The organism is Microbacterium ureisolvens, assembly GCF_019511645.1.
GTDB classification, from domain to species: Bacteria; Actinomycetota; Actinomycetes; order Actinomycetales; family Microbacteriaceae; genus Microbacterium; species Microbacterium ureisolvens_A.
This window is the reverse complement of record NZ_JAEUAX010000007.1, coordinates 36,849-48,960: the sequence shown is the minus strand read 5'-3', so window position 1 is coordinate 48,960 and position 12,112 is coordinate 36,849. Positions and strand designations below refer to the sequence as shown.

Sequence of the window (12,112 nt, the reverse complement as noted above, 5' to 3'; positions counted from 1 at the left end):
CGCTCAGTATCGCGCCGGGCGACGGTGCGGGCAACGCCGCCATCTAGACTGGATGCCCGTGGCTCTCACCATCGGAATCGTCGGTCTCCCGAACGTCGGCAAGTCGACCCTCTTCAACGCCCTGACCAAGAACCAGGTGCTCGCCGCGAACTACCCGTTCGCGACGATCGAGCCCAACATCGGCGTGGTCAACCTGCCCGACCCGCGACTGGACAAGCTCGCTGAGATCTTCCACTCCGAGCGGATCCTGCCGGCCGCCGTGTCGTTCGTCGACATCGCCGGCATCGTCCGCGGCGCGAGCGAGGGGGAGGGACTCGGCAACAAGTTCCTCGCCAACATCCGCGAGGCCGATGCGATCGCCCAGGTCGTGCGTGGCTTCGCCGACGACGACGTCGTGCACGTCGACGGCGCTGTGGACCCGCAGAGCGACATGGAGACCATCAACGCCGAGCTGCAGCTCGCCGACCTCGAGACCCTCGAGAAGGCGATCACGCGGTATGAGAAGGAGGTCAAGGGCAAGAAGCTCGACCCCTCCGTGCTCGCCGCGGCGCTCGAGGCGAAGGACGCCCTCGAGCGGGGCGTGCTGCTGTCGGCCTCGGGCATCGACCTCACGCCGATCAAGGAGCTGGGCCTTCTGACCGCCAAGCCCTTCATCTTCGTCTTCAACGTCGATGAGGCGGTCTTGACGGATGCTGCGAAGAAGGCCTCGCTCGAAGCTCTGGTCGCTCCGGCAAAGGCGGTGTTCCTCGACGCCAAGATCGAGTCCGAGCTCATCGACCTCGACCCGGAGGACGCGGCGGAGCTGCTCGCGTCGACGGGCCAGGACGAGTCGGGGCTCGACCAGCTGGCACGCATCGGATTCGACACCCTGGGCCTGCAGACCTACCTCACGGCGGGTCCCAAGGAGGCCCGCGCCTGGACGATCGGCAAGGGCTGGAAGGCTCCGCAGGCGGCGGGAGTCATCCACACCGACTTCGAGAAGGGCTTCATCAAGGCGGAGGTCATCTCCTTCGAGGACCTCGTCGAGACCGGCTCGGTGGTGGAGGCCCGTTCGAAGGGCAAGGCCCGCCTCGAGGGCAAGGACTACGTCATGCAGGACGGCGACGTCGTCGAGTTCCGCTTCAACGTCTGACGATCGCTTCCCTGAAAGGCTTCCCATGACCGACACCACGCAGATCTTCGAGCCCGACGGACGAGCGATCCCCTACATCGTGGAAGGTGACGGGCCGATCGGCCTCGTGCTCATCGCGGAACCCGGGCAGGACGCCCTGGGTGTCGTCGGGCACTACCTGGCCGAGGAGGCGGGATTCCACATCATCCGCGTCGGCTACCGTGCGAGCGTCGACGCGGCTTCGACCGGCGATCAGGCCGACGACGTCGTCGCGGTCATCGACGAGCTGGGCCTCGAGCGCACGTGGGTGGGCGGACACGGCCGCGGTGGCACGGTCGCGCGCGCGCTCGTCGCCCGCCACCCGGAGCGCGTGAACGGACTGCTGCTGCTGGGGGTGGAGGACGAAGACATCGCGCTCGCGCCGGTGATCCCGGTGCTGATCGTGCAGGGCGCCGACGACGAGGTGACCCCGCCCGCAGCCGGCGAGCGCCTACGGGCGACAGCGCCCGAGCGCGCGAGCGTAAAGACCCTCGACGGAGCCGGTCATCTCTTCCCGCTCACGCACCCGGTCGAGACGGCGGTGATCGTCGAGGAGTACCTCGACTGGGACTGATCCGGGGCCGGATCGGTCCCACCGGCTATGCGATCCCTGCGAATTCCGCCAGCCGCGCGCGTCCCGCGCCGATGTTCTCCTTGAAACGGGCCGCGGCGGCGAGGACGGCGGGGTCGTCCGTCCGATCCGGCGGGACGCGCGCGGGGTTCAGCGATGTGGTGTTCGACCAGGCACGCAGGTCGGCTTCTCTCGACATCGCGAGCGACGCATCACCGCCGATCGTCTGCATCGTCGCCCAGTCGGCGGGGGTGTCCGAGTACGGTGACGGGCGGCACACACGGTTCTTCTCGGCGTCGTCGTCGCGCGTCGCCTCGACGTAGCCCGTGAGCGCCGCGCCGTAGCAGGGGAAGCCCACCCGCACGGGCTGCGGCGTGATCGCCTCCGGGGTCCAGATCGGCCTCAGGCCCGGGTACTTCAGTCCTTCGGCGGCGCAGTGCACCACGAGGGAATCGGCGGGCACGTGCACGTCGCCGTCGGCGAACGTCACGCGTCCACGACCCACGGACTGCACGTGGCCGCGGCGGATCACGTCGTCGATCGTGCGCACGAGATCGAGCTCCCACGTGGCGAGGGTGGGGGTCTTGGCCATCGTCGGCGTGACCGACCGATCGAAACGCAGCATGATCCCGGCCTCCTCCATGCGGAGGAAGACGTCGTCGGCATCGGACGCGGCGGCCGCGGCAGCCATCGTATCGGCGGCCATGCCGAGGAAGATCGCGGGGTCGGGCTGCACGACTGCGCGGTTCAGCAGCCACGGGTCGCGAGGCCGTACCCAGGTGATCGCGTCCGGGGCGACGCCGTTCTGCAGCAGCCATACGCACGTGTCGGTCGCCGTCTTGCCGGCTCCCACGATGACGTAGTGTCCGGGGGCCTCCGCGATGCGGACGAGGTCGTTGACGGCCACGACGTGGGCTCCGTCCTCGACGGCGAACGGCGGGGGAGTGAGCAGCGGGATGTCGGGCGACAGGTAGCGCGCGTCGACGACGCGCGCTCGCGGAGCGTGGAAGCGGGCGCCGCTCAGCAGCGACACGAACCGGCGCTCACCCAGATACTCGGTGCGGCCGTGGAAGACAACACGACCCGAACGCACGAGCCGAGCAAGCACGCGGGCATAGTATTCCGACACCTCGGCAGCGCTCGCGCGCTCGTGAAGCCCTCGCTCGGGGCCCTCGGCCTGCAGACGGCCGCCGCCCAGCAGCGTCGAGGCGACGCCGTAGAACGCCGAGGCCTGGTGCAGCCGCACGAACCCGTACGCGTCGAGCCAGTGGCCCCCGGCGCCATGGCGGCGCTCGACGATCGCGACGGACACGTCGTCGGCGGCAGCGGTGAGGGCGTCCACGAACGCCATCCCCATCGCCCCCGCCCCGACGACCACGTAGTCGACGTCGACGATCGCCTCCATGCGCTCATCAGAGCAGTGCCGGTGCCGCCCGTCAATGCCCCCTACGACACCGAGACCCTCGACGGCAAGAGGAGTCGCGCGGGCCCCGTCCGCCGCCACAATGGTGACGTGGGCGACAACGAAGAACCTCAGGGGAGTCGCTCGCCGCTTGCTGCGGCGCCTGACGAGCCCCTTCCGCATCCCGACCCGCACCGCGCGACCGTACTGGTGATCGGCGTGATCGCAACGGTGCTGTTCGTGGTGCTTCGCTTCGCCGTGGCGCTGGGCGGACACGAACCTCTTCCCGCCGACGTCTGGTGGGACGATGCCATGCTCGCGGGGATGAGCGACGCGGGTCTGGTGATCGCCTGGGTGCCTTCGATCGTCGGCGGCGTGATCGGGGCCCCGGTGGTCGGGATCCTCATCATCGTCCTCTTCCTCTGGCGGCGACGACGATGGGATGCCGCGACCCTCGCGGTAGCCATCGTCACGGTGACGGCGATCGGGGCTCCGATGGCCGCGGTCATCGCGCGGGTACGGCCGTCGGAGTCGCTCGCCGAGAGCGTCCCCACCTCGTTCCCGTCGGGCCACACCGCCGTCGCGACGACCATCGCCGTCACCCTGGGACTGCTGCTGCGCCGCTGGTACGTCTGGACACTCGGTGTGGTCTGGGTCGTGTACATGATGTGGAGCCGCACCTATCTCCACGCCCACTGGGCGAGCGACGTGCTCGCGGGGCTGCTGGAGGGCATCGCCGTGGCCTGCCTGGTCTGGAGCGGCATGCAGGCCTACCGCATCCGGAGGGCGATGGCCTCGCAGTCGTCCCCGCAGCCGGACGCCTGAGCACGGTTCTCATGCGGATTTCAAGCCCCAATCCTGCGACGATCCCCGGCGATACGCTTCGCGAATGACCACTGCGAAGAACGCGGCGCGGGCAGCGACGGAGTCGCCCGCATTCCGGACCATCGCCCGCATCGGCTACGTCGTGCTGGGCATCGTGCACATCGTCATCGGGTTCATCGCGATCTCGGTCGCGATGGGCGGAGGCGGCGAAGCCGACCAGGGCGGTGCCATGCAGACCATCCGCGACACCCCCATCGGGATCTTCCTGCTCTGGGCCATCGCCATCGGGCTCGCGGCGCTCGCCGTCTGGCAGGTCGCGCAGGCATTCCTGGAGCGAAACCCCGACACGAAGAAGAAGTGGGGCTACCGCGTCAAGTACGTCGGCACGGCCGTGGTCTACCTCGCGATCGCCGGCACCGCCCTCGTCTACGCCCTCGGCGGCAGTTCCGACTCCTCCCAGTCGTCGCAGACCTTCAGCGCGCAGCTCATGAGCACCCCCGGCGGGGTCTTCCTGCTCGTGCTCGTCGGCCTGATCATCTTCGCCATCGGCGCGGCCTTCGTCGTCCGGGGAATCACGCGGGGGTTCGAGAAGCATCTCGACCTGCCGGCGGGGGTCGCCCGCAAGGGGATCGTGACGTTCGGCGTGGTGGGCTACGTCGCGAAGGGCGTCGCCGTGGCGGTGGCGGGCGCACTGTTCGTGATCGCGGCCGTCACTCACGATCCGCAGACGGCCGGAGGACTGGATGCTGCGCTCCACACGCTCGCGGGCCTGCCGTTCGGACCCGTGATCCTGTGGGTGGTGGCGGCGGGACTGATCATCTACGGGGTCTTCTGCTTCGCGCGCGCCCGCTACGCGCGCATGTGAGGGTCGCGGACGCTCGACCGTGTCACGCCTTCGTCAGTTCGTGTTGACGGCTCCCGTGGCGAGGTCGCGCATGGCCGCAGCATCCAACGCCGCCGTCGCCGCGCGGCGCCCCTCCTCGATCAGACGCGGCACGTCCGTCATCCGCCACTGCGCCATCCCCTCCATCTCGGGCTGGATCAGCACGACCGACGGGTCGGCCGCGAGCTCGGCGGTTCGGGTGACTGTGCGCATCATCCGCACGTTCTCCCACCTCGCGTGCAGCCGCACGACGATCACGCGCGAGGCGCCGAGGGCGCGCGCTGCGACGACCGGTACGTTGTCGATCATGCCGCCGTCCGCGAGGAGCGCGTCGCCCCGACGGATCGGGGGCAGAAGCCCCGGCACCGCGACCGTCGCCCGCAGCGCCGCGCTCAGCGGACCGTGGTCGAGGATCACGCCGCGCCGCGTGCGCAGGTCTGTGGCGTATGCCGCGAAGCGGCGGGGGAGGTGCTCGATGTGCGGGTCCTCGCCGAGAGCTCGAGGGACGGCGTCGACGATGGCGGTGGTGTCGAGCAGACCCCACCTCGGGGTCAGCGACCATCGGGCGATCGCGCTCCAGCGGAAGGTGCGGGCGGCGCGGTCGATGGCATGCGGCTCCAGACCCGCCGCGTAGGCGGCTGCGACGAGAGCTCCCGAGCTCGTGCCGGTCGCGATGCCGGGACGGATGCCTCGCTCGGCCAGCACCTGCAGCACGCCGACATGGGCGGCGCCGAATGCGCCACCGCCGCCGAGTACGAGCCCCAGCTCCCGGTCGTCGATCATGGGTCCTCCGCTCGTGACGCTCGGGCGAAGGTAGCATCCGGCGGGTGGGGAACAACTGTGCGCGAGCTCGATGCGAGCAGAGATTGACGCGTCCCGCGCCAGTTGGGATCCTGGGCGGATCACGGATCGGCACTGGGGGCGAGAGGTGACTGCGATGGCGATGTCGACGCGGGCGACGGCGGCGAAGGCGGCGGTGGACGTGGTCGCGACCTACTTCTCGCGCATGCAGGTCGTCGCCTCCGACCCCGACGCCCTGGTCTTCGCGTTCGGAAACCCCCACGAGATGGCTCTGCCGGGGCTCCCGGCCGCCATCCGCGCTCACGCCGAGCCGCGCTCCGTCGACTGGTATGCGTACAAGAGCAGCGAGCGGTCCGCGCAGGAGGTCGTGGCGGGGGCGCTCTCCGGCGAGCTGGGACTCGATTTCGAGCCGGACGACATCGCCATGACGCAGGGCGCCTTCGGTGCGATGTCGCTCGCGTTCGCGCTGCTGGCCGACGCGGGCGACGAGGTCGTGATCCCGGTGCCCGGGTGGTTCTGCTACCCGCCGATGCTGCGCGCCGCTGACCTGGTCCCGGTCGGCGTGGAACTGGCCCCCGTGACGTTCGACCTGGACGTCGACGCCATCGCGCGCGCCATCACGCCGCGCACGAGGATCGTGGTCGTCAACTCACCGGCCAACCCGACCGGCCGCGTGTATCCGCCGTCGACGTGGGAGGCGCTCGCCGCAGCGCTCGAAGAGGCGTCGCGCGCCCACGGACGCCGCATCTGGCTCATGTCGGACGAGCCGTATCGCCGCATCCGCTTCGACGGCGTCGAGTTCACGAGCCCGGCCGCGTTCTACCCGTGGACGGTCATCGATTACAGCTACGGAAAGGTGCTGCTCGCGCCGGGCGCGCGGCTCGGCTACCTCGCGCTGTCGCCGCTCATCCCCATCTCCGACCGGCAGGAGCTGCGCGCCGCGCTCTTCCCGCTCGGGCTGGCGATCGGCTGGGGATTCCCCGACGCGGTGATGCAGTACTCGCTGCCGGAGCTCGAGACCCTCTCGATCGACATGGCCGAGCTGACGCGCAAGCGGGATCGCATGTACGGCGCGCTCACGGACGCGGGTTACGAGCTCACCCGGCCGGAAGGCACGTTCTACCTGTGGGGCAAGGCGCCGGGGGGTGACGCGGAGGCGTTCTGCGCGGCTCTCGAGGATCGCGGCGTCTACGTCATGCCGGGCTCGCTGTTCGACCAGCCGCACCAGTTCCGGATCTCCCTCACGGCGACCATGACGATGATCGACCGCGCGATCCCGCATCTCGTCGAGGTCGCCGCGCACCGCGACCCGCCGCGATGAGACGGCGGCGGCGCAATCTCTCAGGTCACGCCCGCGCCTGCGGGGCCGGTGGGACCGGCTCGAGCAGCGAGCGCGCGAGCAGCGTGGCTCCGGCCACGGCCGCCGGCATCGTGGCGACCGCGCCGAGCGGCACCAGGAAGCACAGCTGAGTCGCGACGCCGAAACCCAGCACTCGCCCGTGCCCGCGGCGCAGCAGCTCTTTTCGCGCCCGCCTGTCGAGCCCCCGAGCGGTGAAGGCGCGCGAGCTGAGCTCGTCGGCGATCAGCCACCCGGTGAACAGCACCGCGAAGAGGGTGCTCGCCACCCCGCCGACGACCGGGATGAGTCCCATCAGCGCCGCAGCGAGCGCGATGCCGACGCCGCGCACGATCAGCGAGAGCGCATCCGCGACGGAGCGCCAGAACCCGTATGCGGCGTCGAACTGCGAAGTGCCCGCATCCTTTTCGACCGCTCGCCAGATCCGCTCGTAGAACGGGTCGCCCACCAGCAGTGTGAGCGCCGTGAACGAGACCGCCACCAGCACGAGGGCGGCGCCGAGCAGCGCGGTACCGACCGCAACGCGGAAGACGGTCGCCCACACGCCCGGCCAGCCGTCGGCGAACGGTGTCATCGCCTCCGTGAGCGTGGGCAGCGAGGCGCTGAGCGCGACGAGCCCGCCCAGGAACAGCAGGCCGACGATCGCGGCGGGGACGAGGCCGAGCGCCATGAGAGCCGGCCGGCGTCGCCACTGCGCGAAGCCGCGGCCCAGCAGACCGACTCCTCCGATGAACTCCCGCATCCGAGTCAGCCTAAGGCGCCCCCGCCGCCGGATCGCACACGCAGATGGCCGGGCGGCCGTCAAGCCCCTCTGCACGGCACCCTTCGCCGAGGATCTTTGATGCTGACGCGCGATGCCGCGAACAGCAGCTACTTCGGAGGTCGCCATGCTCGAGACATCGATGCCCGCCGTCCAGCCCCGTCGCCCCGAGCTGCTGTGGGTGGGATCGGGAGGCTGGGTCGCCTGCGACCCGTCGCTCGATGCCACGGATCCGCGACGCGTGGTGGCGTACCTCGAATGCAAGGACGATCGCGTCTACGTCCTGTGGGTCACCGGATCCGCCGGCGTGTGCGAGTTCGGATCGATCCGCGACGCCCTCGACCGGATCGCGCAACGACTCGCGCCCGTCGCGCTCTGACCAGCGTCAGCCTACGGGGACAGCGGTCTTCGACACCATCGCGAGGACATCCTCGAGGAAGCTGGCGACCACGCGGGCGTCGCTCGCGGGCAGTTCCGACGCGAGGCCACGCAGCTGCATGGTGAGCGGGTCGAGATGATCCGGGTCGATGTTCCGGTCGAAGGGACGGATGATCTTCTTGCGCCGGTCGTGCGGATGCCCCCCGACGACCACGAGTCCTCGTGCCACGAGGCGGTCGATGAGGGCGGTGCCGGAGGCGGGCGACAGGTGCAGCGCCCTGACGATCATGGAAGGCGTGATCTCCTCCGAATCGACACGCTCGAGCAGGTAGCGCATCGCTGCGCGGTCCGTCTCGTTCATACCGGTCTGCTGCTCGCGACGACGGGCGAGCTTCGCCTCGGCGAGCCGCAGGCGCTCGAGAAGGCCTGCCACGTCGGGCCGATGCCCATCGGCCGGCGCCGTGGGCGGCATCGTGCTCTTGGCCACGAGTACCCTCCCTCGTCTGCCCCTCTCCGTCGATGGGAGGGGATCCGTTTCATTCGACCACAAATCTCTCGGACATGAAACCTTCAGTAAGAGAAAGTTCATGTCCAGAACATTAGATGATGTGATTCTCACTATCGAAAAGTGCGAACTCGAACTACCATGAGCACATGCCTCCGGAAGGAGCAGTTCCCATGGGCGAACTCGTCTACGGTGCCGAGGGCACCCCCATCCGCATACCGGAGCACCTCCTCGCGCACGTGAAGCTGGTCGTCACGACGAAGCTGCGCCGCCACGAGAGCTTCATGTTGTCGTGGCACCACGCCGACGGCTCAGGATGCTCGTCGGTGTGGCTGGAACCGTCCATCCCGCTCCGCTTCGTCTTCGAGAACGTCGACGAACCGCGCATGGACCGTGCGCTCCTGGCTCGACTGGCCGCCGGGGCGAACTCCAACGCCGGTCTCATCCTCGACCTCGATGAGATCCACCTCCTGGCGCCGGCGGTGACTCCGTCCCGTGCACCCCAGAAGTCCGTGAAGCAAGGGGCTCAACCCGCCGCGTGAGGACGCCGGCGAATCGAACCGGCCCAGGAGCAGCATCCGTTACCACGTCGATCCTGCACCCGCAACGACGTGGGCGGTTCGCCGGCCGCCGCCCAGGCTGGAGTGCATGGTCTTCCTCGGTTATCACGCCTCACACGAACAGCTCCCGCCGTCGCGCCTGCTGGCCGCGGTGCAGGAGGCCGAACGCTCCGGCTTCGACGGTGCGATGTGCTCCGACCACTTCGCGCCGTGGGGCCTGGCCCAAGGCGAGTCGGCTCACGCCTGGACGTGGCTCGGCGCCGCGATGGCGACCACAGCGCTTCCGATGGGCGTGGTGACGGCGCCCGGCCAGCGGTATCACCCGGCGATCTCGGCGCAGGCCATGGCGAGCCTCGCCGAGATGTTTCCGGGCCGGTTCTGGTGCGCGCTCGGCAGCGGGGAGGCACTGAATGAGCACGTGACGGGCGACGCATGGCCGCCGAAGCGGGAACGCGAGGAACGCCTCGAGGAGGTCGTCGGCGTCATCCGCCGTCTGCACGCGGGTGAGCGGGTCGACCATGACGGGCTCGTGAGGGTGCACGACGCCCGGGTGTGGTCGCGTCCCGCCGATCCGCCGCGCCTGCGCGCCGCGGCGGCGTCCGAGCGTACGGCCGCGTGGGCCGCTGCATGGGCCGACGGGCTCATCACCGTGGGGCACGACCCTGACGAGATCCGAACGATCATCGCCGCGTATCGGGATGCCGGCGGGCGCGGCCCGTGCGCCGTGCAGGTGCATGTCAGCCTGGCCGACTCGGACGCAGAGGCCCGGCGCATCGCTGCCGACCAGTGGCGCCAGGCGACCGTGCCTGCTGAGCTCATGTGGGATCTCATGCAGCCGGAGGACTTCGACCGCCTCGCCGATCCCGGCGATGTCGACGCGCTCGAACGCGGCGTGCTCATCTCGTCCGACCAGGAGAAGACCGCGGAGCACCTCGCGGCACTGGCCGCTGCCGGTGCCGACGAGCTGTTCCTCCACGGGGTCGGTAAGGATCAGGGCGAGTTCCTCGCCCGCGCGCGGGACGGACTGCTCGCCGCGGTGAGGAGGCGAGCATGACCCGCCCGCACGAGGGCGAACTCGGCGGCGCGGGCGAGACTCAGGACGAGATCTCGGCGACCGTCTCGCCGGCTTCCTCGGGGGCGAGAGAGAGCGCGACGTCGGCCTGGCTGATGATCCCCACCAGCTCGTGATCCTCGATGACGGGTACGCGGCGGATCTGATGACGCTTCATCACCTCGAGCACGTCCTCGATGTCATCGTCGACACTCACGGTCACGGGCTTGCCCTGACCGAGGCTGCCCGCGGTGGCCGATGCGGGATCTCCTCCCTCGGCGAGGCACTTCACCACGATGTCGCGATCGGTGAGCATGCCCTTGAGCTTCTTGTCGTCGCCGCAGATCGGCAGGGCTCCGACGTCGAGCGACGCCATGAGACGAGCGGCGTCGACGAGGGTCTCGTTCTCGCCGACGCACCGCGGGGCGGTGGTCATGATGTCTCTGGCAGTGGTCATCGTTCCTCTCCTTCCGGTGTGCCGGTCGCCGGTGATTTCGTCCGGCGTTCCGGTCGCGGGCGACGGTACGCGGGGGAGCGGGCGCGACCGAGGGGGTTGACACTCCTGGCGAAGGAACCCCAGCCAGGTCGGCTTCGTTGTGGCCGGGCGCCTGCGGGAGCGTTCGGCGTGGCGGTGTCAAGCCCCTTCGCGGGTCCGGCCGCATGCCTCACCCTCGCAGGCATGGAACACGATGACATCCGCCAACTGGTCCTGACGCCCCTCGCGGACCGCGCGTGGCGCCTGTGTGACCGTGACGTCGCACGCAACGAGGTGGCGAGCGTCATCGCCTACGTCGAACTGCTCGACTCGGGTGCGTACGAGGCGGTCTGGGTGGCCGTCGGGCTGGGCTCCGCACGGTTCCCGACGCTGGAGGGACTGTTCCGTGCCGCGGTCGAGAAGCTCGATCAGTCGCGCAGCCTTGGCGCGCTCAAGCCGGCGCCGATCCCTCACCGCCCGCCGGCCCACGCCTGAGCCCGACCGCGTGTCGGGGCCCGGTGGCAGGATGGGGCCATGCCTGAGTCGCCGGAGGTCGAGGCTCTCGCGCGGTTCCTCGCTGACGAGGCATCCGGCCGAGAGATCCGCGGAGTCGATGTGCTCGAATTCCGCACCGTCAAGACGCGTTCCACACCGCCGGCGAGCATCACCGGCCGCACGATCGCGGGCGCGCGACGCCACGGCAAGCACGTGGAGCTCGTGCTCGACGAGGCGAGCCTCGTGGTGTCGCTCGGTCGCCACGGATGGATGCGATGGCTCGCCGCCGAGCCTGACTCCGGGCCTGCCGCGCCCGCCGAGGACGCCGCGCCGGCGCTGGCGACCTTCGAGTTGTCGGGGAACCGCGACCTCGAGGTGACGGACGCCGGCGGTTGGGTCTCACTGGGGCTGTTCGTGGTCGGCGACGCGGGTGAGGTGCCTGCGATCGCGAAGCTCGGACCGGATCCCGCCGACCCGGCTTTCACACGCGACCAGTTCGATGCCGCGCTGGGCAGGCGACGCAAACAGATCAAGGCGATCCTGCAGGAGCAGGAATCGCTCGCCGGCATCGGCAACGCCTACTCCGACGAGATCCTGCACCTCGCCCGGGTCTCTCCCGTGACCCACGCGTCCGCGCTGGACGAGGGGGAGGCGGACCGAGTGTTCCACGCCATGCTGACGACGGTGCGCGGGGCGATCGATGCCCAGCTCGGGGTGCCCATCGACCAGCTGAAGGCCCGCAAGGTGGCTTCGATGCGCGTGCACGGACGCGCGGGCGAAGCCTGCCCGGTGTGCGGTGACACGATCCGCGACTTGACGTTCTCGGGAACGTCGGCGCAGTACTGCCCGACCTGTCAGAACGGCGGAGTCCCGCTCTGAGCGACGGTCCGTCCCCGTGC

Annotated in this window: 15 protein-coding genes; 10 read left to right on the top strand and 5 right to left on the bottom strand. The window is 70.0% G+C overall.

From position 1 onward, the window contains the following. The first annotated feature begins 58 nt into the window (after positions 1 to 58). Together ychF and JNB61_RS13595 are read left to right on the top strand one after the other, a co-directional pair. A complete protein-coding gene (gene ychF / locus JNB61_RS13600) occupies positions 59 to 1,132 on the top strand; it encodes a redox-regulated ATPase YchF (RefSeq protein ID WP_220289820.1) in 1,074 nt (357 codons plus the stop codon). A gap of 25 nt (positions 1,133 to 1,157) precedes the next feature. Continuing rightward, on the top strand, positions 1,158 to 1,724 hold the full coding sequence (locus tag JNB61_RS13595; protein WP_220289818.1) for an alpha/beta fold hydrolase: 567 nt from the start codon (positions 1,158 to 1,160) through the stop codon (positions 1,722 to 1,724). Between the two features lie 25 nt (positions 1,725 to 1,749). Here the strand turns inward: JNB61_RS13595 and JNB61_RS13590 are convergent, their stop codons facing one another. Next, a complete protein-coding gene (locus tag JNB61_RS13590) occupies positions 1,750 to 3,126 on the bottom strand; it encodes an NAD(P)-binding protein (RefSeq protein ID WP_159843297.1) in 1,377 nt (458 codons plus the stop codon). Positions 3,127 to 3,234: 108 nt separating this feature from the next. On the opposite strand from JNB61_RS13590, the gene JNB61_RS20525 reads away from it, so the two are divergent. Both JNB61_RS20525 and JNB61_RS13580 read left to right on the top strand, forming a co-directional pair. Then, on the top strand, positions 3,235 to 3,948 hold the full coding sequence (locus JNB61_RS20525; RefSeq protein WP_220290079.1) for a phosphatase PAP2 family protein: 714 nt from the start codon (positions 3,235 to 3,237) through the stop codon (positions 3,946 to 3,948). Positions 3,949 to 4,012: 64 nt separating this feature from the next. Beyond that, positions 4,013 to 4,813 carry a DUF1206 domain-containing protein gene (locus JNB61_RS13580; RefSeq protein ID WP_220339976.1) on the top strand — a complete coding sequence of 267 codons (801 nt, stop codon included), beginning with the start codon at positions 4,013 to 4,015 and terminating at the stop codon, positions 4,811 to 4,813. A gap of 33 nt (positions 4,814 to 4,846) precedes the next feature. Here the strand turns inward: JNB61_RS13580 and JNB61_RS13575 are convergent, their stop codons facing one another. Next, positions 4,847 to 5,614 carry a patatin-like phospholipase family protein gene (locus JNB61_RS13575; protein ID WP_220339975.1) on the bottom strand — a complete coding sequence of 256 codons (768 nt, stop codon included), beginning with the start codon at positions 5,612 to 5,614 and terminating at the stop codon, positions 4,847 to 4,849. Positions 5,615 to 5,768: 154 nt separating this feature from the next. Here JNB61_RS13575 and JNB61_RS13570 point away from each other — a divergent pair, with 154 nt between their 5' ends. Next, positions 5,769 to 6,953, top strand: coding sequence for an aminotransferase class I/II-fold pyridoxal phosphate-dependent enzyme (locus JNB61_RS13570; RefSeq protein ID WP_220339974.1), 1,185 nt, complete (start codon positions 5,769 to 5,771; stop codon positions 6,951 to 6,953). 25 nt (positions 6,954 to 6,978) lie between these two features. Here the strand turns inward: JNB61_RS13570 and JNB61_RS13565 are convergent, their stop codons facing one another. Continuing rightward, positions 6,979 to 7,731 carry an EI24 domain-containing protein gene (locus JNB61_RS13565; RefSeq protein ID WP_220339973.1) on the bottom strand — a complete coding sequence of 251 codons (753 nt, stop codon included), beginning with the start codon at positions 7,729 to 7,731 and terminating at the stop codon, positions 6,979 to 6,981. A gap of 145 nt (positions 7,732 to 7,876) precedes the next feature. Between JNB61_RS13565 and JNB61_RS13560 the strand changes: the two genes are divergently transcribed. Continuing rightward, complete coding sequence (locus JNB61_RS13560) at positions 7,877 to 8,128, top strand: hypothetical protein (protein WP_220339972.1); 252 nt, start codon at positions 7,877 to 7,879, stop codon at positions 8,126 to 8,128. 6 nt (positions 8,129 to 8,134) lie between these two features. On the opposite strand, the gene JNB61_RS13555 is transcribed toward JNB61_RS13560, so the two are convergent. Further along, positions 8,135 to 8,614, bottom strand: a complete 480-nt coding sequence (locus tag JNB61_RS13555; RefSeq protein ID WP_159843309.1) for a MarR family winged helix-turn-helix transcriptional regulator — start codon at positions 8,612 to 8,614, stop codon at positions 8,135 to 8,137. 191 nt (positions 8,615 to 8,805) lie between these two features. Here JNB61_RS13555 and JNB61_RS13550 point away from each other — a divergent pair, with 191 nt between their 5' ends. Together JNB61_RS13550 and JNB61_RS13545 are read left to right on the top strand one after the other, a co-directional pair. Next, positions 8,806 to 9,174: a DUF7882 family protein gene (locus tag JNB61_RS13550; protein WP_220339971.1), complete on the top strand. Its 369-nt coding sequence runs from the start codon at positions 8,806 to 8,808 to the stop codon at positions 9,172 to 9,174. Positions 9,175 to 9,280: 106 nt separating this feature from the next. Continuing rightward, positions 9,281 to 10,246 (top strand): TIGR03885 family FMN-dependent LLM class oxidoreductase, encoded by a 966-nt coding sequence (locus JNB61_RS13545; protein WP_220339970.1) that lies wholly within the window; start codon positions 9,281 to 9,283, stop codon positions 10,244 to 10,246. A gap of 40 nt (positions 10,247 to 10,286) precedes the next feature. Here the strand turns inward: JNB61_RS13545 and JNB61_RS13540 are convergent, their stop codons facing one another. Beyond that, positions 10,287 to 10,700, bottom strand: coding sequence for a CBS domain-containing protein (locus JNB61_RS13540; RefSeq protein WP_220289797.1), 414 nt, complete (start codon positions 10,698 to 10,700; stop codon positions 10,287 to 10,289). A 222-nt stretch (positions 10,701 to 10,922) separates the two neighbouring features. Between JNB61_RS13540 and JNB61_RS13535 the strand changes: the two genes are divergently transcribed. After that, a complete protein-coding gene (locus JNB61_RS13535; RefSeq protein ID WP_220289795.1) occupies positions 10,923 to 11,213 on the top strand; it encodes a hypothetical protein in 291 nt (96 codons plus the stop codon). A gap of 39 nt (positions 11,214 to 11,252) precedes the next feature. Then, positions 11,253 to 12,092 carry a DNA-formamidopyrimidine glycosylase family protein gene (locus JNB61_RS13530; RefSeq protein WP_220339969.1) on the top strand — a complete coding sequence of 280 codons (840 nt, stop codon included), beginning with the start codon at positions 11,253 to 11,255 and terminating at the stop codon, positions 12,090 to 12,092. Positions 12,093 to 12,112: the final 20 nt, after the last annotated feature.